This window comes from Lactiplantibacillus pingfangensis, from assembly GCF_005404945.1.
In the GTDB taxonomy this organism is placed as follows: Bacteria; Bacillota; Bacilli; order Lactobacillales; family Lactobacillaceae; genus Lactiplantibacillus; species Lactiplantibacillus pingfangensis.
In genome coordinates this window covers 106,624-129,365 of record NZ_BJDG01000007.1, presented here as the reverse complement: position 1 = coordinate 129,365, position 22,742 = coordinate 106,624, and the positions used below count along the sequence as shown (strand labels likewise).

17 protein-coding genes are annotated in these 22,742 nt (G+C 44.0%); 3 read left to right on the top strand and 14 right to left on the bottom strand.

Going from position 1 to position 22,742, the window contains the following annotated elements:
• Window positions 1-129: 129 nt before the first annotated feature.
• From FFM74_RS04915 to FFM74_RS04900, 4 genes are all read right to left on the bottom strand, one after another.
• A complete protein-coding gene (locus FFM74_RS04915) occupies window positions 130-513 on the bottom strand; it encodes a hypothetical protein (RefSeq protein ID WP_137625520.1) in 384 nt (127 codons plus the stop codon).
• A 310-nt stretch (window positions 514-823) separates the two neighbouring features.
• Window positions 824-1,783: a hypothetical protein gene (locus tag FFM74_RS04910; RefSeq protein WP_223877165.1), complete on the bottom strand. Its 960-nt coding sequence runs from the start codon at window positions 1,781-1,783 to the stop codon at window positions 824-826.
• Between the two features lie 84 nt (window positions 1,784-1,867).
• Complete coding sequence (locus FFM74_RS04905; protein ID WP_137625519.1) at window positions 1,868-2,890, bottom strand: YdcF family protein; 1,023 nt, start codon at window positions 2,888-2,890, stop codon at window positions 1,868-1,870.
• 204 nt (window positions 2,891-3,094) lie between these two features.
• Complete coding sequence (locus FFM74_RS04900) at window positions 3,095-4,075, bottom strand: ribose-phosphate diphosphokinase (RefSeq protein ID WP_137625518.1); 981 nt, start codon at window positions 4,073-4,075, stop codon at window positions 3,095-3,097.
• A 629-nt stretch (window positions 4,076-4,704) separates the two neighbouring features.
• Here FFM74_RS04900 and FFM74_RS04895 point away from each other — a divergent pair.
• Together FFM74_RS04895 and FFM74_RS04890 are read left to right on the top strand one after the other, a co-directional pair.
• Window positions 4,705-5,334: a LysM peptidoglycan-binding domain-containing protein gene (locus FFM74_RS04895; RefSeq protein WP_137625517.1), complete on the top strand. Its 630-nt coding sequence runs from the start codon at window positions 4,705-4,707 to the stop codon at window positions 5,332-5,334.
• A gap of 528 nt (window positions 5,335-5,862) precedes the next feature.
• On the top strand, window positions 5,863-7,659 hold the full coding sequence (locus FFM74_RS04890; RefSeq protein WP_137625516.1) for a UvrD-helicase domain-containing protein: 1,797 nt from the start codon (window positions 5,863-5,865) through the stop codon (window positions 7,657-7,659).
• 113 nt (window positions 7,660-7,772) lie between these two features.
• Here FFM74_RS04890 and FFM74_RS04885 read toward each other — a convergent pair whose 3' ends face one another.
• The 6 genes from FFM74_RS04885 to FFM74_RS04860 all read right to left on the bottom strand — a co-directional run bounded on the left by FFM74_RS04885 (window position 7,773) and on the right by FFM74_RS04860 (window position 16,645).
• A complete protein-coding gene (locus FFM74_RS04885; RefSeq protein ID WP_137625515.1) occupies window positions 7,773-8,816 on the bottom strand; it encodes a WxLIP family cell surface protein in 1,044 nt (347 codons plus the stop codon).
• Between the two features lie 72 nt (window positions 8,817-8,888).
• Window positions 8,889-9,497, bottom strand: coding sequence for a WxL domain-containing protein (locus tag FFM74_RS04880; protein WP_137625514.1), 609 nt, complete (start codon window positions 9,495-9,497; stop codon window positions 8,889-8,891).
• The gene (locus FFM74_RS04875) at window positions 9,494-9,868 is read right to left on the bottom strand and encodes an EF2685/EF0750 family sortase-dependent surface protein (protein WP_223877163.1); all 375 of its coding nucleotides are present in this window, start codon (window positions 9,866-9,868) and stop codon (window positions 9,494-9,496) included. Before FFM74_RS04875 ends, FFM74_RS04880 begins: the two co-directional genes overlap by 4 nt.
• 144 nt (window positions 9,869-10,012) lie before the next feature.
• Window positions 10,013-12,742: a BspA family leucine-rich repeat surface protein gene (locus tag FFM74_RS04870; protein ID WP_137625512.1), complete on the bottom strand. Its 2,730-nt coding sequence runs from the start codon at window positions 12,740-12,742 to the stop codon at window positions 10,013-10,015.
• Window positions 12,743-13,586: 844 nt separating this feature from the next.
• Complete coding sequence (locus tag FFM74_RS04865; RefSeq protein WP_137625511.1) at window positions 13,587-16,025, bottom strand: flavocytochrome c; 2,439 nt, start codon at window positions 16,023-16,025, stop codon at window positions 13,587-13,589.
• Complete coding sequence (locus FFM74_RS04860; RefSeq protein WP_137625510.1) at window positions 16,025-16,645, bottom strand: NADPH-dependent FMN reductase; 621 nt, start codon at window positions 16,643-16,645, stop codon at window positions 16,025-16,027. Before FFM74_RS04860 ends, FFM74_RS04865 begins: the two co-directional genes overlap by 1 nt.
• Window positions 16,646-16,838: 193 nt before the next feature.
• Between FFM74_RS04860 and FFM74_RS04855 the strand changes: the two genes are divergently transcribed.
• The gene (locus FFM74_RS04855; protein WP_137625509.1) at window positions 16,839-17,792 is read left to right on the top strand and encodes a LysR family transcriptional regulator; all 954 of its coding nucleotides are present in this window, start codon (window positions 16,839-16,841) and stop codon (window positions 17,790-17,792) included.
• Window positions 17,793-18,318: 526 nt separating this feature from the next.
• On the opposite strand, the gene FFM74_RS04845 is transcribed toward FFM74_RS04855, so the two are convergent.
• The 4 genes from FFM74_RS04845 to FFM74_RS04830 all read right to left on the bottom strand — a co-directional run bounded on the left by FFM74_RS04845 (window position 18,319) and on the right by FFM74_RS04830 (window position 22,731).
• On the bottom strand, window positions 18,319-18,927 hold the full coding sequence (locus tag FFM74_RS04845; RefSeq protein ID WP_137625507.1) for a hypothetical protein: 609 nt from the start codon (window positions 18,925-18,927) through the stop codon (window positions 18,319-18,321).
• A gap of 762 nt (window positions 18,928-19,689) precedes the next feature.
• Window positions 19,690-21,072 (bottom strand): bifunctional UDP-N-acetylglucosamine diphosphorylase/glucosamine-1-phosphate N-acetyltransferase GlmU, encoded by a 1,383-nt coding sequence (gene glmU / locus FFM74_RS04840; protein WP_137625506.1) that lies wholly within the window; start codon window positions 21,070-21,072, stop codon window positions 19,690-19,692.
• A gap of 69 nt (window positions 21,073-21,141) precedes the next feature.
• Window positions 21,142-21,978: a pur operon repressor gene (gene purR, locus FFM74_RS04835; RefSeq protein ID WP_137625505.1), complete on the bottom strand. Its 837-nt coding sequence runs from the start codon at window positions 21,976-21,978 to the stop codon at window positions 21,142-21,144.
• 219 nt (window positions 21,979-22,197) lie between these two features.
• Window positions 22,198-22,731: a hypothetical protein gene (locus FFM74_RS04830; protein WP_137625504.1), complete on the bottom strand. Its 534-nt coding sequence runs from the start codon at window positions 22,729-22,731 to the stop codon at window positions 22,198-22,200.
• Between the last annotated feature and the right edge of the window lie 11 nt (window positions 22,732-22,742).

Here is a 22,742-nt window from a genome sequence, read left to right as displayed (position 1 = left end):
TTAAATCCAATTGTCTAATCTATTTAAACTTCGCTTATTTTCCAAAATAACTAGCTCACCATTACCTTGATTCATAATATAATCAATACATACAACTGCTGACAATCTATCATTCTAAAAAATTAAAAACTATACATTCAATCCGTTTTTGACCTTGGTCAATAATTTTAACAGTTCTTTATTTTCCGAATCATTCCCTATTTTTACAATATTTAGAGCTAAATACTCATAAAACATCCTGAAATCTAAATAGGCTATTTGATCCTTTTCCACGGCAGGGTAGTCCAATTCTAATAATACGTGCTTTTTATCCAACAATTTTGGCAGTTGTGCCTGATCATAATCATCTAGATCAGTATCAAATGAGATTAGAATTACTTCTTGACCGTAGCCTTCTTTACGCGCAAAAGAATCAAGCGCATCTTTTAAATATGATCCTCTCACCACATTAAAGTACATTGACATTACTTCTGTAGCTTCACGCTTATTCATCATATGAAATTCTTTTGTCATCTTTTCCCCTTTAAGATTAATCATTTAACCCTTGGATAAAAGCCCGTAATTCTCTCTTTACTACTCTAAACACCACTGAGTTTCAATCTATTTGGCACCATTTCATAAACACTGCTAAAGTCCAATTTACCCACTTCAATCGCATCAGTATCGCCACAATTCCATGCCAGCTAACGGTTGAGCATCCTCTAAAAAGTTATTCACATGGATATTATAATATTTTTATAACGAAAACAAGCCTAGCTATAAATTCACGTCTTGATTGGACAAAAAAAGACCCAACCGCCAAAATACGATTGAGTCTAAACTACTATTTAAAATCACCGGAAGCCGAATCTTGCTTTGTCACCTGACCACTATCGGGATAATAACGATAGACATCCGTCAGGTTAGACGCTGTTTCAGCTTGGTCATTGTCATGTAACACGTCAATTTCGTAATAAGTCTTCGTCTGTTTAACAATATTGAACTGATCCGTTTTAGCAAATGACACCCCTGCTGCTGACTGAAAGTCCTTCAAAACATCTTGTGTTGTGAGCGTACTGCTACTCGTGGCGCTATTTGCCGAACTCGTCGACGTCGCACTTGAAGTACTGTCACTGCTCGTCACAGAACTTGCAGCACTCGCGTCCGAACTACTGGACGAACTCACAACGGTTGAGCTGTCACTGCCAGAACTCGTTGACTGCGACGCTTCATAATTCATGATGGCCTGCTTCATGGCTAACGATTTCTGTTGTAATTGCTTAATCACTGGGTGAATCGGGGCAATTTGATCTAATTTATCAATCGCCGTCTTCGCTGCCACCAGCTCATGAACACTCAAGTCATCACGCGCCGAATTAAAGTAACTATTCGCCAACTTAACTTGTTGATACTGGTGATGCAAAGTCGCACGCGCTTTTAAGAAACTCGTATCAGCTGTTACCTGATAATTTTCAAGCGTATCGAAAGCAACTTTTGCCGAGCTTAACTGATTCTTAGCCAAGGCATCCGCAGCTTTTTGATAATAATCCAGTCCGGTTGCCAAGTTTCTGACATCAGCATCTGGATGCTTAACTGCCGCTAAAGTTTTCTGGGCAGCAGTCATTTTTGAATGCGAAATTTGTTGATCGGCTTTAGTCAAAACCGCCGTAGTACTACTGGTGGTCGTCGAAGCGGAACTGCTATCAACTGACCCGCCAGTGAATTTCGCACAACCTGATAAGGTCATCAAGCCTAACAGCATGACGATTATCAGCCCTAAAGGTGATCGTTGTGCTTGCTTCACGGCAAATCCCTCCTTTTAAAACTGCACTCATTATACCATTAACAATCGGTAAGCAACTTATTTTTGCGACGGCCATCAGTTTATTTAAATTAGGTTAACTAACTTTGCAACATAACTCACCGTTAACACTAGTACCATCGCTAAATTAGCCCAACGCGTCATCAAGATGAGGGCTAAATATTCTCGAAACATCGCAAACGGCAAGTAATACCAAGGTGTTGGCGCGCCGATGCCATAAATCGCTAATCCCAATCGTCTTGCCAAAATATTGGCTCGTAAGACGTGATAATCACTCGTCACCATGGCAGCATGATAAAAAGGCTGGCGTTTGACAATCAGCGCATGTGAGAATTTTAAATTTTCAACCGTCGAAGTTGACCGATTTTCTTCTAAGATTACATCTCGTGGAATGCCCAAGTCGACTAAATACTGCCGCATTGACGTGCTTTCAGCCATAATTTCGTCCGGCCCCTGACCACCAGAAACGACAATCGTGACATCATGATGATCTTTAGCACGTTGCTGGCGGTAGAACTTAGCTGCCGTCTTTAGCCGATAGCTCAATGTCCGCGTTGGCCGCCCGTCAGGCATTAGCCCGGCACCCAGCACAATAATGACATCAACCGGCCGATGACGTCCCATTCGTGTCGTTAGTCCAGCAACCAAATACGCCAGAAAGCCAAACGCAAAGTAAGCCGTCAAAATGATGGCTAGTCCTAGCAACTGCCACAACCGGTTACTTCGCCAATAAACACCGTTTAGGATGGCTAAAATGAGCATGCCAACCATTAAGACGCCGACAATAGCCAACAGGCTGTAATGTAAATGCCAACCTTCTTTGCGAATCAAACGAACGCTATAACGTACAAAACTAATCGCCACGACAAACACAATCAGTGGCGCCAAGACATAGACGGCAACTTTTAACCCCACAATGATGAATTGCCACAGTGGGCCCGCGTCGTCACTCACACTGCGATAAGTCGCTAACGCCAAGCCAATTCCGGCCAACAGCAAAAAATGTCCAGTTAACCAACGTCGTCGATCTGTCAATTGTAACGTTAACGCAATCGCCAGTGCTAAACTACCCCAATAAAACCAATCCACGTCTCCCACCTTCTTTTATCACTCACGTCTATTGTACCTAAAACTGGACTGAGTTTCATAAGCAATGTTCTAGACCGGTTATTCACGACATAATTAGGTCGCATGCTTGATAATCTCGATACAGTATTCAGGTAGTTAACTGACGATAAAAAAAGGGCGTCAAGTTGGCAACAACCCCCAACTCGACGTCCTAGTAACACTAGTCTAGTTTTCTTCGTTATGGAAACGATTCTTGAATAATGGACTAACTGGTTTATTTTCATGAATGAACTTAATCGCTTGACCCATTAATTGACCAACAGAAACTTGCACGATTTTATCGATTTGTTTTTCGGCTGGTAATTCGATTGAGTCAGTCACAATCAATTGCTTGATTGGTGACTTTTCGATCCGTTCGATGGCTGGACCAGACAAGACAGGATGTGTACAACTGGCATAAACATCCGTTGCACCGGCGTCCATCAAGGCTTGGGCCCCCAAGGTAATGGTCCCGGCCGTATCAATCATATCATCGATCATGATGGCACGTTTGCCCTTCACATCCCCGATAATATTCATGACTTCCGCGACATTAGCCCGTGGGCGACGCTTGTCGATGATGGCAATTGGTGCCTTCAAGAATTCAGCTAATTTACGTGCCCGCGTCACCCCACCATGATCTGGTGAAACCACAACGGCATTTTCAGCTAAATGATGTGTTAAGAAATAGTCAGCTAACAGTGGCGCGCCCATTAAGTGATCCAATGGGATGTCGAAGAAACCTTGAATTTGAGCGGCATGCAAATCAAGCGCCAAAATCCGTGTTGCACCGGCTGTTTCAAGCATGTTAGCAACTAACTTAGCGGTAATTGGTTCCCGTGAACGAGCTTTCCGGTCTTGCCGGGCATACCCATAATAAGGAATGACCACGTTGATCGTCTTAGCACTTGCTCGCCGTAACGCATCAATCATAATCAACAATTCCATTAGGTTATCATTAACAGGAGCGGAAGTTGATTGAATGATGTACACTTGGTCACCACGAATACTTTCCTCAATGTTAATGCGAATTTCGCCATCGCTAAAGCGATCAACTGATGTCTTGCCTAACTTAACACCAACGGCTTCAGCAATCTTTTCTGCCAATGGTTTATTTGAATTCAAAGCAAAAATCTTTAACTTTGGATCAAAATACTGTTCTGACATAATTTCCTCCATTCGAAATTTATTACATATAAATAATATGCATTTTGAGGGTGAAAAGCAAGCCCCCTTGACGGGTATAAATTGCGTCAGACTAGGCTAGAAGCGGGTATTTAGCCTTTTAGGCGGTCATATTACTTTAATATTAAAGTTTCGTGAGGTCGATTTCTGGAAAATATCGGTCTGGCGGGCTTTATCGTGGTAGCGCTAACTAAAATAATCACGCGTCGTCGGTTCGGCTAAACTAGCGCGCAATTGGCTGGGTAACTCACCTGACAAACCCTTTTTCTCGCTAAAACAGTCGTCTGAACGCCCCAATCGCGACTAATCATCGTTAACAGTTGACCCCGAGTGCCCTTCGCCCAATTCGTTTCACCCGCTTCCGATCGTAATATATCAATAATTTTATTAGGTCAGCGCAATTACCGTACGCCACAATGATTACCGGGAACCCCGCTTAGTTTAACCTGAAAAGCGCAGTATGTCAGTTATGTCAAACGCGTTACAAACAGGTCAGTTTGCCTAATTTTCTTAAACAACCTGTTACTTTCCTGTAATAGTCAAACACTAGACTCGAAGTTGTTCAGGTTAGCAAACAACTTATACATTTTGACATGATAGGAGTGCCACTTATGAAAAAATTCATCAATACCATCTTAACAACTTCCGCAGCAACCTTAGGCTTATTATTGGCGGGTGCCGTGACTGCCAACGCCGATACAACTTATACCGTCAAAGCTGGTGACAGTGTCTGGGCGATCTCACAACACTATGGCCCAACAATCGCTGCGATTGAAGCGGCCAATCAGATTCAGAACAACTTGATTTTTCCTGGTCAAGTCTTAACGCTTCCCGGTGTTGACGGACCAACTGCCACTAGTGCGCCCGTGACATCCCCGGTAGTGGCGCCCACTGCAACGCCTCAGCCTAGTGTGCCCGCAACACAGCCATCAACCCAAACCAGGGTCAGTTCGACGACACAATCGGCAGCGACGGCAGCACCGGTCAGCTCAAGTTATACCGGTCATAACTTACAAAGCTATGTTTTAACCCAAATGGCCGCCCGCACCGGCGTGTCCGCTGACACTTGGAATCACATTATCACGCGTGAGTCCGGCTGGCAGCCCCAAGTTCAAAACAGTAGCAGTGGCGCCTATGGGCTATTTCAGAATATCCACATTAGCAGCGGTTCCGTTGACTCACAAGTAAACGCCGCGGTTAACCTTTATCATGCCCAAGGTATGGGTGCGTGGGCGCTTTAACTCATCAACGCTGTCCTAAATTTAAATGACATTCGAGGTTTACCCAAAAATAGTCATCATGATCAGGCTGCGAGAATTTCTTAAAAATAAAGCACATTGCCAATTGCGGCAGTGTGCTTTTTGATATCTTGATAAGTTTGAAATTCGAAGTGGTCGCACAAAAAGGCTCATAAGTACTGGCCACTTCCAAAATATAATCTTGGTATTACTCCGTCAGCCTTAGCTGCAGGTTGTTACTGATACCATCGGTCGTGAAGGTGGCGTTAAGTCGGTGTTTTGCCGACTTTACACCACGGACGGTCCGGGACACTTGCGCTTTTTGCAAGGGTTCCGGGCGAGGGCCAAGACGTTTCTGGCTTGGTCCGGTCCCACGACCGCATGTTATCAGCAACAACCGGAAGCACCAACTTTCTAGTCGAAAAGTCAAAATCACCCTTCCCTCAACTTAATTATAGCATGTTCACCAAGCCAAAAACAGACTGGTCATTTGCTAACAAGCGCGTAAACTAGAGGCTCGGAGGTGGTTAGATGAGTCAATCAGCAGCGCAACATTTACAGCAACTCTACCAAGAGTTAAGTCGTGATATTCCCGCGCTTACCGCGCAACTGGCCGAACTCGGACAAACAGCGCGCAACGTCAAACGTGATCTGGGAACCGATGGCCATTTAGACTTAGGGACTTATACTGAAACGTTGGATACTTTTGCGAGCATTGAGGCAAACAATCGCCAAATTGACACGTTAAATGCCCGTGCACAAACGGCCGCAACGCGACTGGCTCACGCCAAACTACTCTTACCACAAGCCTACTTTGCCAAAATCAACCTCACTTACGACGCTGACGACGCAGAAGATTTTTATCTTGCTAAAGTCGGCTATCTTGATACTGCCGGTAATGATTTGGTTTATGACTGGCGGGCCCCGGTCGCAGACGTTTATTACGCTAACCGTATCGGTGCCACAACTTATCAAGCCAATAATCGAGTTATCGCGGTCACGGTCAACCAGCGACAACAGTTTGTCATTAACCACGACCAGTTGATCCAGGCGGTCGACTCGCAAACTGCCATCGGTGATCCACTGCTCCTAGCAGTTTTAGCGAACAATCGTAGTGGTGGGTTACAAGAAATTACTGCCACGATACAACAAGAACAAAACGCCATTATTCGCGAACAAGACCATCCCATCGTCCTCGTGGATGGTGTCGCTGGCAGTGGCAAAACTTCGGTGTTACTGCAACGGGTTGCCTATCAACTTTATCAGCACCGTGACGCCTGGACTCCGGCAGATATTCTGATTATTACCCCAAATATTGCCTTTAGCCGCTACATTCGGGGCGTGCTACCCGCGCTGGGAGAAGCCGAACCATTGAGCACCACTTATTTGACGCTAATTCAAGCCATCGGACGGCGGTTTGGCTTGGAACTTTCGACCTTAGCTGGTAATCATCTGACAGCATTAGCCGATTTAATTCAACTGCCTCAACCGGAAGTCCCAGCAGGCTTAATCCCTCAAGCCTATGCGCAAACGACCGATGAAACAGCTTTTATCACCCGCGTGCAACACGCTTGGCGTTGGTTGCAAGCCACCAACCAGACACCGAGTGATGTCAGTCAATGGCTAGATTGGTCAACACTGGCAAGCAGTTGGGGCTTACCCACGCTCACTAGTTATGACCGACTCTACTTACTCGTCCAAATTACCGGCTACACACAAACGACGACCACCGCCTTATTCGTTGATGAGGCCCAAGATTACGATGCCGATGTCTGGTTACTCCTGGCGGCGGTTTTTAAAAACGCGCAGCTCACGATTGTCGGCGATCATCGACAACGCTTGACCGGCACTGCCCCCGCAATCGCTACTTTTTTTGACCATACTCAGACCATCAGTTTAAAATTAACGACCAGTTATCGGGCAACTGGGGCGATTACACGCACCTTTTCTCAATATGCCGGTGATTGGCAGCCGGTGATTCAAGCGGCGCAACCAGAAGGCACGCAACCTAATCATTTGCCAAGCGGCCACTACTCGACACTGACTGTACCGGATGGACAAAGTCTCGCACTGATCACCCCAACCATTGCGGCTGCTGTTCAGTTAGCTAAACAAGTGCCCAATGCGCATTTGATCCGTCCTAATGACCGGCAAACGGTACAATCTGGAATTAATATTTTAGCCCTGCCCGTTGCCAAAGGCTTAGAGTTTGACCAAGTTATCGTAACCGACTGGCATAGTGCGTTCTACCAAGATGCCATTTCCGGTCAAAACCGCCGTTACGTCGCGGCTTCTCGTGGGACTAAAAAATTAACCTTGATTGGCTAACTGGTTCGGCCCTCACAGTTCGGGACTAGTAAAGTCGCCGCCCCCATGTTAAAAGCTGGTCATGAAAAATCCGAAAATTTTTCATGACCAGCTTTTTTGAGAAACCTAATCGCCTAATTTCGATCTTTAAGTTGTGCTTCCAAGCGTTTAATTTTTTGCTGCTTACGGTGGATATACCAAGCAATCAACACTAGTAGCAAAATTAATAACCCAAGACTGAGCCATAACCACCAGTTGACATTGTGTTCAATCACCGCGGTTTTGTTTAACTGTTTCGCGCGATCACGCGTTATGTCAAAATCTTTTTTAAACGTCCAATGTTGTTTTTTCGATGTTACGGCCAATTCAGCCGTATACTTGCCAGGTTTCAGCGCATCACGCCCAATCCGCAACGGTAAACTATAAATTGAATTTGGCGCAATTTGTTCATGTTGCTTAACTTGCTTATAGCGCAGCTGATGACCGCCACGTCGATAGATTTTAACATCGGTTTCAACTTGGTTTAAGAAGGCCGCGGTCCGATTTTGCAAGGCCAAACTAATTAAGTTATAGCCATTATTTTGAGCCGCCTCAATTTTACCCAAAGTCAACCGATTCTTGGTCAGTGGGTGATCCCCGTGCAGCACGACAGCCACCGAGTAAGCGTATTGATTTTTAATCGCCATGGCACTCTTTTGCGGTTGTTGCGGCGCTTTTTTTAAGAAGCTCAGGCCACCAACCACCACGCCATCATACTTCTGGGCCGGCATTTTTACTTTGAACGTGACAATCTGACTCGCCCCTTTAGCCAAAGTCAGCTTGTCACTCGTTGTCGTCACTAACTGACGAACATCGGCCGGTAAATCAATGTTCTTACCCGCAGTCGTCGCCTGATATTCAACAACCCCATTCGGATTAGTGGTCGCGGCTGCCACCCCAGTATGCACCGTAATTGCTTGCATACTAGTATTGGTCACCTTAACCGCCAATGTCGTTGTTTGGCTAGGTTTCAACTGCAAATCATAATATGAAACCGCTTTGTCTACTTGATACTTCGAAATCACTGGTGCGACTTCAAAACCAACCGTATTGGCCAAGCCAATATAGCCCCAACTAAGACCAGCTAGTCCTGCCAACACCCCTAGTCCCCACTGCCGCCATTTTTTCGTTAACATCATTTTCCCCCTAAGTTATGATTCGGAAAATTGATATTAACTCGTGCACCCTTTTAGTTTTCCGATCACGATTTGTTAGCTATTGGCTGGCGTGGCGTTTAAGCTCCAAGTTAACGTCGTACTGTAACTTCCTTCAGCTCGTGCCGTTGTTTTGGGCACCATCAATTGAGAACTTGCAATATTCGCCACATTTTTACCGTTTCCTTTACCCGTCACTGCGGCCATCAAAGACTTATCGCTATTAATCGTGTCTAAAGCAACCCCCGTATTAATAGCGGCATCCGCACCCGTTGTCGAGGCATTGGCATCTAAGACCCCATTCAATGTCAGAATTGCCCCCGTTAATTCTTGATTAGTTGCAGCCTTGTCGTTCTTAAAAGCCGCATTTTGTTTCACGCGTAAGTCCCAGCCAGCAGCCGTTCCCCGTAAATCAACGACAGAAACTGCCGCCGCTTTATTCGTGTTATCGTAGTTATTATCCGTATTAGCCAGTTGAATCTTATTTGTCCCAAAATCCAGACTAGCAGCTGACAAGTCTGTATCCCCATTATCAATCGTGATCGAGCCGCCTTCAAAACCAACCGTCCCGTTTGACGTTTGCGTCGTATCTGCAGCATTTGCCGTTAACCCTGATGTTGTAATCAATGTTGCTGAGAATAAAAGTCCTAATAATATTTTTTTCATGATAATGAACTCCTTTTTTTTAAGTAATTAATTAGTTGCCAACTGATTAAGATCACCAATAACCCAATACCAGTCATGCAGGCCCACAACCACCATTGCTCACTAGTTTGTGGTAACCAGCCAAGGCGCTGACGCTGCACAGACCGATTATCATCCGATTTAGGAATAACTGAAGGACTGGATTTTGAAGGTTCAGTAATGTGTAACTGGCGCTCGCCAGCACTTTGGGTCGACGACTCATTTTCACCATCAAAGCGAATCGCCGCCGGACTGTCTGCCGTGCTGGCCACAGCGCTGAGTGGTGTTGATAACCACCCCCACAGAAGTAGGATACTGGTGACAATTGTGATGACACTCAAATGTTTCACCATTGCCACTCCTTTTTCGTTTCGTCATCATCGTGCAAAAGCACCCATTAATCATTTCGACAGTCGATTAGTTATAAATATAAAATCATTGCTTGAATTTATTGTGAATGTATCTAACTATTAGTCAATAATTGACCGTCTTTTTTATCACTGATTGGGTACCGCTTGATTGAGAGTCCAAGTTATCGTCGTTTGGTACGTCTCCGTCAACGCACGATCGGTGGGTACTTTTAACTGCAGCGTACCAAGTGCCGCAGTTTTCCCAAGGATATTGACACTTTGGTGTGACACGGTTTGATGATTATTGACAATCAAACTGGCAATTCCCGGAATCAACGCAGCTTCGTGACCCGTTTGTTGATCTTGATAACTGAGCACCGCTGCCAATGGCCGACCAGACCTATCGCCGGCAAAACCTGTCGCTGCAAGTGTGGCGTTTAACGACCAGGTTGAACCAAGGAACCGATTGTCTTGAACAACTAACCCAGTGTCATATGTGGCAAGGTAATTTTCCGCTTTACCAGTAATTGGATTGCGGCCAAAATCAATTTCTTGTGGTGCGGCAATAAACTTCAATTTTCCAGGATTGTATTTCAACAAAATCGTTTCATCTTTGTCCGTAAAAGTTCCCTGAACGCCATCCGGTTGATCCGGCAAATAACCGTCAATCTCGATTGGTTTAATCTGATAAGCTTCGCCAGTGACACCCGTAACTTTAGTATCCGGCGCCAACATTTTTCCCTCAGCATCGACATACTTCGTGGTAAGTGTTAACCCCGTCGCCCATTCAAATTCACCAATGATGGTTTTACCATCATATTTAGTCATCAGATCAGTCGAGGTATAAATTTTATTGTCACTCAGACTCCGCCATCTGCCAACATAAGGTGAGTCATGACTAGGATTCGGCAATTTCCAGCTAGTGCTGTTGAAGAAATTAAAGTTTCTGCCTAACAAAAGCCGCTTAGGTGGCAGCTTACCGCTAAAAGCATCGGTATAACTTTGTGCCTGACTAGTATCCCAACCTTGCAAATCTAGCTTCTCAAGATTGGTATTTTCAAATATCGCGTTAAAGTTGGTCACGTTAGCCGTATTCCAAGCACCAAGATTTAACACTTGTAATCCGGTGTCCCCTGCAAACATCTGTGAGACGTCCCTAACTGAACTAATTGTCCAATTATCAATTGGCAAGCTTGTTAATTGTGGATTATCAGCAAACAATTGTGACATATTAGTTGCGCGACTCGTATTCCACCTCCCAATTGGCAGATCAGTTACTTTACTAACTTGCCTAAAGGTTTCACTCATCGTCTTCACCTGACCGGTCTGCCAATTGTCAACAGGTAACGCCGTGACGCTGGTCATTCCTGCAAAAGTCGCGCCCAAATTTTGCACATTCTGGGTATTCCACTTCCCGATTGGCAACGGGGTTAAGCTGCGGCAACCACTGAAGGTCGAATTCATATCGATAACCTGACTAACATCCCAATTGGCAATCGGTAACGCCTGCAACTTGGATGAATTGTAAAAAGTGCTGCGGATTGTCTCCAAATTGCTCGTTTTCCAGTTTTCAATTGACAATGTCGTTAGACTGTCAAGCTTTGCAAAAGCCAGATCTAGTGAAGTCACCTGCCGTGTATCCCAATTAGCCACATTTATCGACACTAAACTGGCATCTTCATAGAAAATGAGCTGCATGTTATAGACCCGACCAGTTTGCCAGTTGTCAATCGGTAACGATTTTATTTTAGTCATACCTCTAAATGTTGTCGACATTACCGTTACTTGGCGCGTATCCCACTCAGCAACGTTCAATGACGTCAACGAAGCACAATTGGCAAACGTCCGCAACAAGGTCTTCACTTTGCTCACGTTCCATTTATCGATAGGCAGGGCCGTTAATGAAGTCGCACCACTAAACGTATCCTCCAGCGTAATCAGCGAGCGGGTATTCCAATTGGCCACATTTAATGTGACTAGCTTAGAACAACCTTTAAACGTGGCGACCATCTTGCTCACATAGCTAACATCCCAACCAGTTAAGTCCAGCGCCACTAATTGTGAACAGCCCGCGAATAGTTGTGAGATATCCGTCACGTTAGTCGTTTGCCACTGCCCAATCCCCACAACATTAGTTAACGCTGAGCATTGATTGAACATACCTTTAAAACTTTGCACCTTGGAAAAATTCTGCTGTCCAAAATCAAGTTGCTGCAACTGGCTATCTTTATTGAACAGATATTCTAAGCTGGTGACAGTCGACAGATTCAAGTTGGCTAAGCCGACAACGCTGGTTAAATGGTCCAAGTTAGAAAACAGGTAATTGTAGTTCCTGATACTGCCAGCCACAATACGCCCATCAATCACAATTTTTAAAACTTGCGTTGGACTATAACCGTTAGCCGTCAACGTTTGACCAATCCAACTCCCCGTATCATCCCCAACTGAGCTCCCAAACGAACCACCACTTAAATGTAACGTTCCAGCTTCATCTAACGTCATCTTAACGGTACCGTTAACCATCGCTACTGCCCGAGTTGCGCGTGTCGTGGCTGTCTCAGAACGTTGTTTGCTTGCAGCGTTTTCCAGCGTTGTACTGGCACGACTAACACTAATTAACCTGGAATCACCTTGACTGTGCCGTTTTTCGTCCACCTGGGAATTTGTTGCTGCTTGTGATGCTTGCCGACTAGCTAGATGTTGCGACGTCGAGGCTATCTCAGAAAACGTCCTAGCAGTTAACGGCGTCAGTTGTTCAATACTTACTTGCGATCGCGGTACCGCTCGAATAACCGTTGGTGGTTCTAGGTAATTAATCACCCCGATTGCCAATGCTAGACCTAGGCCGCCCCGGTACCAGAATCGCCGGTGGGTCATACTCATCTCCCCTTTCAATATATTGTATTCTAACATTCTGAACAGTAATTATCTTACATTATTTCAAGTCAGTAACAACGGGAAAATGACTTATAATTTTCATCACTGTTAAAGTATCAAATTACCTTAAAAATCGTCATTAATACCGGTAATTACTCAGCACTTATTTTGTAATACTTGGCTAAAGGTTGCTTATTAAAAAGCGCTCATTAATCCCGTCATATCAATGACAATTTATATAAAAATCCACAAACTCAATCCCAAAAGCCAAAATCTCCATACTTAAACACTCGTAGTTACGTCACAACTTTTTGGGGCAATACCGGTTAATTTTGATGACAGCCAAGGCGCTAAATTAATTAATATTTTATGCGATTACAGTAAAAAATAGCCAATTTAATTTTAGAATTCGTGCTCGGACAAACAACCGCATTATTACTACAGATTGCTTTTTTTATTAGTCACTGCAGGTTGCAAGCACAAAAGGGATTATAAACACGGTCCTATCAGCAACAGATCCTTCAAAATTAACATCTTGGTGAGCAGTTAGAATCATTGGGCGATGATCGGACAGTTCTGGCCATTTTTTGGACCACCTTACAGATAAATATGGGTAAAATTCGCAAAAAAACGGCAACGATTTTAAAAATCGCTGTCGCCTTTTTCACTTATATTGATTGCCTAAAGGCCGCAAGCACAAGAATAATCGTAAACAGGACCATATCAGCAACGGTCACTTCTAACCAAGACTCGTGATGACCGCTGTATGGACTAGTTATTGTCATGCTGGGACTTACTCACGAATTTCATCTTTCAACCTTTAATCATTGCCAAACAGTCATAATTAGAACTCAGTCACCGTTAATTCATCTTGTAAGGCGCTGCCCGCGGCAATCCGGCCAAAAGTAAAGATGTCAGCTAAAGAATTCCCGCCTAAACGGTTCCCAGCATGAATCCCACCAGCAACTTCACCGGCGGCATATAAGCCATCAATGGCGGCACCATCCGTATTAAGCACGTGCGCACCAGTATCAATCTTCAAGCCGCCCATCGTATGATGGGTCGCGGGTTTCCGCGGCGTCGCATAAAATGGGGCAACCGCAACTTTTAAATCGAACGCATTTTTGTGGAACTCTGGATCTTCACCGGCGTCGACGTACGAGTTGTAATCGTTGACAGTCTTAGTCAAGACAGCTGGGTCCATGTTCAGCTGTTGCGCCAAATCCGTTAAGGTGTCGGCTCTGAACAGCGTGCCGGCAGCGACTTGTTGATCGATCTTTGCTTGTGACGTATTGTAGGCGGTCGCCTTAATTGCGTCATCCGCAATCAAATAGAACAGACTGCCGTTATCAATCGCCGCTTGCGTCAATTCATCACGACTCCCATATTCGTTAACAAACCGCTTACCGGCTTGATTCACCATGACATAGTTCTGCGGTGGCACTTGTAGGCCACTAAATAGTTCACCGGTATCCGGGTCAGAGACCGGCATCATTTGTGAAAAGCCCATCCCTACTAAATCGGCCCCAACACTCGTTCCCAAGCGAATCCCGTCACCAGTCATTGCTGGCGAATTTGTCGTTTGAATATCATCATCAATCGACGTCCAATACGTATTATATTTTTGCAACATCTTCGTATTGGCCGCAAATCCACCGGACGCTAAAATGACTGCTTTGGCATGGACGACCACTTTTTCATGCTTAGGTCCTTCGGCAATCAAGCCATCAACTTTACCGTCAGTGGTCGTTAATTCCTTGACCGTCGTTTCAGTCATGAGACGACCACCATGTTTTGTGACGAATGGTTGTAACGCTTGAATATACGCAAAACCTAGGTCTCCCATTGGTTTGTGACCGCGCCGCCAAATTGCGCCAACTGGCATCGTGACTTGCGATTTGTCAAAATCAACGCCAATTTTTTCGAGCCACTTCACAGATTCTAACGCATGATCAGTCAGAACTTTGACCAAGTCATACTGACCATAGATTTTATTGCCATTTAGATCCGTTCGTTTACCACCCAAATAAGTTTGAATTCGGTGTAACAGTATCGAATCAAATAAATAGCCCCGTTGATCCTCGTTTTCGGTTAAATAGGCTTGAATTTGCCCTTTCAGCGCCCGAAAATCTGGGAGATAGTCTTGATCAATTGTCGCTTCATCAATTTCAGTAATTTCTTTGAGCGTGTGTTTTTCACCCGGAATGGCGTCAAATTGATGTTGCCAATCAGGATCAGCCGCATTCATTGGCCCACCAGCACGGACGGTATTGCCCCCAACTGCTGGAAACTTTTCTAGCACTAACACATTACGGCCAGCTTGTAAGACTTTGGCCGCGGCGGTTAACCCCGCACCACCGGCACCAACAACGACAACATCCGTTGTAATATCGGTGACACTTGCTTGTGGTGCCGTAACCGTTTGCCGCCGTTTTTTCAACTCATCGGGATTCGCGCCGGCTTGTTTAACCGCCTGGGCGACCCCGTTGATGACACCATTACTTGTGACTGATGCCCCAGAGATCGCGTCGACTGCCAGCGTTTGACCATCAATAATTTCTTGGGGAATTCGCTTAAAGGCGACGTCGGCAATCCCCTTAGTTTCTGAGGACGTATCAATCTTAATTGATTCGATTCGATCGTCTGAGAGGGTCACGGACATTGGTAGCGCCCCATTGTGCCCCGTCGCAGTAACATCATACGTTCCCGGTTGATATTTCACAGCCGTTGGCGCTGCCAGTGCCGTCACCAGATTGGTGAATTTCATAAATTTAGCAAAACAACTGTCTAAGAAATCAATCGTCCCAGCTGACTTTAGCTGCCCTTGCGCGTCAAAAGCCGTTTGTGCCCGTCCCAATAAGAATTCAGAACCGGGCATGACACTGGCGTTGACACCTGGCGCATCCAAGACTTGCCGTAAATGTAATTGCGCCCGCGACGAGCCTTGAACACTGTATGACGCTCCAACGATCATTACGGGTTTGCCATCTAAGGGATGTAATTTGAAAGATAGCCATTCGATAATGCTCTTCAAAGCGGAAGGAATCGAATGATTATGTTCAGGCGTCGCGATAATCACGCCATCGGCTGCGTCGATTTTTTGAACGAATTCTTGAATAACTGGACTTTCAGACTGATCATCCGACTCGTCAAACATCGGCACATTAGCCAATTCCAAAATTTCAATTTCTGCTTTGGCCGCAAAATGTTGTTGCATAAAGGTTAACAGCTGACGGTTATAAGACTTTTTAGCATTCGTCCCAACAATTCCAATAAATTTCATTAGAGATCCCTCCCGTCTGCGACTTGACTCCAAGAAAACTGTTGATTTTTCTCAACAAACTTATTTGCCGACGTGATTTTGGCGGTTAAGTCCACAAAGGCCATAAAGGCGGTAAAATCATCGGCTAATTCGGCTGCTTTGGTGGCGTCTTTTAAGTTACCCGCGGCATCAAAGGCTTGTAACGAGTGCCCTAACAAGTATTCAACATTAGGCATGACCAACGCCTTTAATTCAGGGGCTTCCAAAATTTGGCGTAAATGAGCTTGCGCCCGAGAAGTTCCCAATGACCCATTTGAGGCCCCGACAATCATGACTGGCTTACTGATCAGCGGACGCGTTGTGTATGAGAGCCATTCGATCGCGCTCTTTAAAACGGCTGGAATTGAATGATCATACTCTGGGGTGGCAAAGATAACGCCATCGGCCGCCGCAATTTGGTCAGACAAGGCTTGAACCGCAGCTGGTGCCGTCCGATCCTCTGGTTCATCAAAAGCTGGCAATCCGGAAATTTCTGCAATTTCAATCGTGGCTTGCTTGGCAAAGTGCTGTTGCATATATTGCAACAGTTGTCGATTGGTCGAACGAGTCGCGTTCGTCCCAACAATTCCGACTAATTTCATCAGTAACATCCTCTCGAAATCATATTATTTGTTAAAATCATCATTATTAACCCGTTATTCAGGCGATGTTTTGTGCCATAATAGCACTAACATTCCTAACGACCTTTAGTTTAAGGGATTGTTCCAACTTTGTGAAATATTTATTTAACTATTAACTCATAACAAAATAACTATCATGATTGGAGGCCCACTGATGCCAAAGACAGATTCCACAAATTTATTACAATTTATCGACGTGCTACTGAAACACGGCAACTTTACACGAGCGGCCAAAGACCTCTACATCTCTCAGCCCTATCTCACGCAGACCATCAAAAGCGTCGAGGCAGAACTAGGGGTGACGATTATTGATCGCGAGGCGGCCCCTTTAAAGCTCACGCCGGCTGGACGCCTCTATTATCAGTACTTAACCACTTTAGAAAATCAAAAGGATCAATTTCGCCAACAATTACACCAATTTACTGCGCCGGCACATCAGACGATTCGCATTGGCATTTTATCTAGCTTAGGCTATTATCTGTTGCCGTTATTCATACCAGCTTACGCGCAAGTTCACCCTGAAGTTAAGCTCAATTTGACGGAAGACATCGCAGAACGTAATGAACAGCGGTTACTGCATGGTGAATTGGACTTTCTGATCGGTCAAAACCCAGAAACCGTCGCCCCTGGCCTAACTGTTCACGAACGTGGTAAAGATGGCTATTACGCGGTGATTCCACAAACTTCCAAGTTTTATCAGCCCCACCAAGCCTTCATCAATCCCGGAACGCTCGATATTGAAGCCTTATTACATGAAAAGTTAGTCTTATCGCCACGCGGCTCATCGATTCGTCGACAAGTAGACTATTTGTTGCAAAAATATCACATTACGCCAGAAATCGTCGTTGAGAGCACCAATACGTTTACGATTGCCAAGCTCGCCGAAAAAGGGCTTGGAATCACCTTTTTACCTGACAGTGTCTATGTTCAACCGGATGGCGACGCTTATAATCTCTATCCGTTACCAGCGAGTCTCTTGTCTTTAAACTACTTCATTGCTTTCGCCAACACGCACCAGTTAAGTCAAAACGAACAAGACCTCATCACCATCTTCTTAACGAACTTGGAGGCTAGTTTAGCGGAAATTGCGTCACTGTCACCGGAATAGGCCGAGCATAAAAACCGTAACGCCTATTAGTTATCTGACCTGTATGATAAAAATAAAGCACTGATGACAATGATAAGCCATCGCTATGAGTTGATTGACGAACATCAGCTTCAAATAATCGAGTGTTGCTTCAACAAATTAAAACAATTTAGACATATTACGACTCGCTTTGAAAAATTTTCCGAGTCGTTTTTAGCATTCGTTCATGCTGTGACTACTTTCATACGTACAAAATAATTTGAAGACACGTCTTAGGCGTATAATTAGTGAACATCTGTAAATAAGAGTATAGATACTAGTCTGTTTGACCCAATGCAAAGTTCTGATGCTATCTGATTTGGATAACGTTCATAACTACCTGTCAATCAGATGATTTATACCAGACACCTTAAAAAAGATAGTTCTGAGAAATCAAAAATCAATTTCACAGAACTATCCTTTTTAGAATCTAGGGCTTCTGTCCTAAACCAGCCACTTATTTTTTTCTGAATCGTAACCTATCCCAATCCGCTTAATACACTGATAATTAATGATGAATCTCTATTTTACCCAGAGAGTGACCGTATTTAACCAATATGAAGACTATTAATGACACGGAGATGACTAAGACAACATCCACAAGCTTGGGAATTGTCAGTTGTACCAAGAATAGAATCACACTCAGAATGATTGATAATCTTGCATATAGTACATTCATTTTAATCCAAGATTCTGGAGTTCTTGGTATCTTATTTGAAGGAATCCTAACACCCCAGAATGGGTTTCGTTGTACGTACATCGATGGAATACCAATTATTGAGATGATAAAAGCGGAAGATAACCAATCATAATTACTTTCATCAAACGCATTAGGTACTAATAGCATTTCAATACAGAAAATAAACGTGAATAAATTGAAATCCAAGTTCATTTTATTAGGAATTTCTTCATTTGAAAATTTTTTGCGGAATAGCAAAATCCCCTGACTCAATAGAAATACTATCGTCAATAAGATCAAAAATGAATTAGAAATTTGCAAATAAGTTAACGGTAAGCGCGTAACCCTCAATTGTATGAACAAAAATAACATCAGCACTATACCATTAAAGATGCCTAAAGGATTTCTCATCTTTGCAAATCTTTCTGGTATTAGCATAATTTACACCTCTTTTTCATTGAGTAACGGGTGTTGGACTCGTACTATCGATGTTATTAACATATTGTCTAATTGCTTTATTTTGACGACTGACCGGCAAATTTCGAGGATCTGAGCGATAAGCAACAACAGTCACTACTGCTACAGCAAAAGCAACAAAGCCAACTGCAGCAAGCCACGTTGTCACTTCAAATTGCGCATTTTTACGAACTGTAAGCGTTTTCTAAAACCTGCGAACTGTAGCAGCGCACTCGAACACATAAATGGCACCAATTGTCATAATAAACCGTCACCATTTGCATTTTGTCGCCGGTTTCTAATTATAATCATTCTATAATTTAATCGCAGTATAATCTCTTCTATGGAAAAGTGTTGAATTGTGCTCGTAATTTTTTTATGTTCACGTTTTGCATTGAAGATTCTTGAACAAATTCACTTTTTGAGCTGACTATTTTTCATATGAAATCCAATAAACTCGAATTTATAAAGGAGTCCTGAAATGCAATCTCAGGAAACTATTTGTGCATATGTTAATTACCAATATGGTTACTAAAATTTCCGAACACGAAAAATTTGTATTTGTCTTCGGAGTCTGAGTTGCTGAAAAAGCATTTGGCGCAAGATTTTTTGAAATAAATCAACATTCATATCATGAGCCTCATTGGCAAAAAATAGCTTTGAAAAGACTTTTTTGCAAATAAAGAGGACACGTTCAAATTCCAAAAATAGAATTTGAACGTGCCCTTTGATTTATAATCTTAATTACATATTTTCTGGTTCATGAGGAACCCGTTTCCAAAAGTCCGGCTTGTTAGTTTGCCGCGCTCTGGCAATGCCCATTTCATGGAACTTAATGTCGTCTGTAATCGTTGACCCAGCCGCAATAAAGGAATGATCCGCAACTTCAACTGGTGCGATGATATTCGAGTTGCTCCCAACAAAGGCCGAGTCGCCAACATTGGTATGGTGCTTGTTCACACCATCATAGTTGACGAAAACTACGCCACAACCGACGTTGATGTCTTTGCCTAAGGTTGCATCACCAACATAGGTCAAATGCCCAACTTTACTGCGCGCACCGATTTGCGCCTTTTTCACTTCAACGAAGTTACCTAAGTGGACATGTTCACCAATGTCCGCTTGTGGCCGCAAATGGCTGTATGGCCCAATATTACTATCAGCGTGCATGATTGAGTCTTCCAAGAACGATGATGTTACCGTGACCCGATCTTCAATCGTCATATCATGAATTTCAGAATGTGCCCCAATAAAGCAATCTTCACCAATCGTGGTCTTCCCTTTGATCAGTACGCCCGGTTCAACAATCGTATCTGCGCCAATCTTAACCCCAGCATCAATATAGGTGGCTGCTGGATCAACAATTGTGACACCAGCGACCATGTGGGCGTCGTTAATCCGCTTTTGCATGACCTTGGTTGCTTGTGCTAAAGCCGCACGCGTATTGACACCCATGGATTCGTCAAAGTCAGACATCCGATAAGCGGCAACAATATCGCCTTGATCTTTCATGATCTGAATGACATCGGTCAAATAATATTCGCCTTGCGCGTTATCATTGGTCACTTGATGTAAAGCCGCAAACAACTTTTTGTTGTCAAAGCAATACACACCCGTGTTGATTTCATGGATTTCTTGTTCTTCTTTAGTAGCATCTTTTTGTTCAACAATCTTTTCAACGATGCCTAAATGATTCCGAACGACTCGACCGTAGCCTTGGGGATCAGGCGCTTCAGACGTCAAAACCGTCCCAGCTGCTTTTTTAGCATGATGGTATTCAAATAATTCTTGGAACGTTTCGGCACGGAATAACGGCGTGTCACCACTAACGATGAGCGTCATGCCATCTTCATCTTTTAAGAGTGGTTCTGCCTGCAAAATCGCATGTCCAGTACCTAATTGTTCTGTTTGGACAGCGTATTTTGTGCGGTCACCTAATGCGGCTTCCACATCTTTAGCACCGTGACCAACAATTGTCACAATGTGATCCATATTAGTGGCTTCAACTTGGGTCAACACGTGGTCGACCATCGACTTGCCACAAACTTGGTGCAAAACTTTGACTAACTTGGATTTCATCCGGGTCCCTTTACCAGCGGCCATGATGATTGCATTTTTGGTTGTCATTACAAATTTTCTCCTTAGTCTTCAGATAAGTTAATCATAACAAATAATTGGTATGGTTAACATGGCGACTTAAACTTCGGCGCCAAATACCGTTTCCAAATAGTTGCCGGGCACGACTTTGATTGCCTTTTCGCTATCATTCACATTCGTAACTTGCAACAGAGAGGTATAATCATCAATCAGACGATTACCACTAAAGGCCGCTTCGGCAAAGACGGTAATCCCAATCAAGTTGGCATCGAACTCTTCAATCAAAGTCTTCATCCCATTGATAGTGCCGCCGCCCTTCATGAAGTCGTCCACGATCAAGACATTGGCGCCTTCGGTTAAACTCCGCTTCGAAAGTTCCATCTTCTTGATGCGTTCAGAGGACCCAGACACATAGTTCACACTAACCGTTGAGCCTTCGGTAATTTTGGAATCGTTCCGGACAATGACAAATGGCACGTTTAAATAAGTCGCAACACTTTGTGCAATCGGAATTCCCTTAGTGGCTACCGTCATGACGGCGTCAATTTTTTGATTCAAGTATTGCGTGGCAATCACTCGACCCACTTGACGCAAAATTTCCGGTTGTCCTAAAATATCCGAAAGATAAATGTACCCACCAGGAAGTACCCGGCTCTTGTCAGCGACTTTATCAGTCATTTCATCAATAAATTCTTGTGCTTCTTCTTTTAAAATATACGGAATAAAACGTGCCCCACCGGCTGCGCCAGGAATGGTTTCCAAAATCCCAGTGCCCCGCATTTGAAAGGTTCGCTTCAAAATGGTCAAGTCTTCACTGATTGAAGACTTCGCCGATTCATACCGCTTCGCAAAAAACGTCAGTGACACTAACGTGTGTGGTCTTTCTAATAAATAACGCGTCATATCAATTAAACGTTCGCTTCTACGTACTTTCATGTTTCCACCTCAACCTAAATCTTCATTTTTAAAGTCCATGCAAAATGATAACACAAACGTTCGGAAATTAGGTAGTCTTTTAGCATCTTTTTACGAAACAATCGGAATTTCTTAATAATATTGACTAAAAAATGAAAATATCAGAAGTTTTTACTGGAATTTGAGAACAATAAAAGCACTAATCGAATTTGATTAGTGCTTGATATAACCCAAAATTAATTATCGTTCTCTGCGTGACCGACGCTCATGATGCCGGTGTTCAGCTGATTGTTGCCGCAGGTTCGCCTGAATTTCAGTTGGATACGCGCGCCGGGCCAACCACCAAACCCAACCACGTTGCACGGCCAGTGTCACACCAAGATATAGTAACAAGCTGGCACTACTGCCGGTCCATAACTGATCAACGCCTAAATGAACGCCAATCCCGAGCACCCACCACAAAATGGTGAGCCAGCTGCCTTGTCGCATAACTAAGCCATCCTCGTTGACCCAGAGGTGATAGGTCCAAGCCCGTAACAAGGCAAAGACAATCGCGCTGACTAGACTAAGAACACCAAAAATAACGGCTTGAACTGGCGTGATGTGCAAGTGTTGCTTGGTAAAGGCATCGCCAATCGAGGCCATCCCTAGTAAGATAATTAAAAGATAAAAGTTCGCTTTAAACCGGATCACCCGGGGCGCAATCTGCCGCCGAATGACAACAATGAGTAACCATGCCCCTAAAACGAGGTTGGTGAATGATAAGTTTGTCAATTTTCTGCCTC

Excerpts from the sequence above, each read along its gene's own strand:
- FFM74_RS04895 (WP_137625517.1), top strand. The coding sequence starts at position 4,705 with ATGAAAAAATTCATCAATACCATCTTAACAACTTCCGCAGCAACCTTA.
- FFM74_RS04860 (WP_137625510.1), bottom strand. The coding sequence starts at position 16,645 with ATGAAATTAGTCGGAATTGTTGGGACGAACGCGACTCGTTCGACCAAT.
- FFM74_RS04915 (WP_137625520.1), bottom strand. The coding sequence starts at position 513 with ATGACAAAAGAATTTCATATGATGAATAAGCGTGAAGCTACAGAAGTA.
- FFM74_RS04890 (WP_137625516.1), top strand. The coding sequence starts at position 5,863 with ATGAGTCAATCAGCAGCGCAACATTTACAGCAACTCTACCAAGAGTTA.
- FFM74_RS04875 (WP_223877163.1), bottom strand. The coding sequence starts at position 9,868 with ATGGTGAAACATTTGAGTGTCATCACAATTGTCACCAGTATCCTACTT.
- FFM74_RS04900 (WP_137625518.1), bottom strand. The coding sequence starts at position 4,075 with ATGTCAGAACAGTATTTTGATCCAAAGTTAAAGATTTTTGCTTTGAAT.
- FFM74_RS04855 (WP_137625509.1), top strand. The coding sequence starts at position 16,839 with ATGCCAAAGACAGATTCCACAAATTTATTACAATTTATCGACGTGCTA.
- FFM74_RS04865 (WP_137625511.1), bottom strand. The coding sequence starts at position 16,025 with ATGAAATTTATTGGAATTGTTGGGACGAATGCTAAAAAGTCTTATAAC.
- FFM74_RS04870 (WP_137625512.1), bottom strand. The coding sequence starts at position 12,742 with ATGACCCACCGGCGATTCTGGTACCGGGGCGGCCTAGGTCTAGCATTG.
- FFM74_RS04880 (WP_137625514.1), bottom strand. The coding sequence starts at position 9,497 with ATGAAAAAAATATTATTAGGACTTTTATTCTCAGCAACATTGATTACA.
- FFM74_RS04885 (WP_137625515.1), bottom strand. The coding sequence starts at position 8,816 with ATGATGTTAACGAAAAAATGGCGGCAGTGGGGACTAGGGGTGTTGGCA.
- glmU (WP_137625506.1), bottom strand. The coding sequence starts at position 21,072 with ATGACAACCAAAAATGCAATCATCATGGCCGCTGGTAAAGGGACCCGG.
- FFM74_RS04845 (WP_137625507.1), bottom strand. The coding sequence starts at position 18,927 with ATGCTAATACCAGAAAGATTTGCAAAGATGAGAAATCCTTTAGGCATC.
- purR (WP_137625505.1), bottom strand. The coding sequence starts at position 21,978 with ATGAAAGTACGTAGAAGCGAACGTTTAATTGATATGACGCGTTATTTA.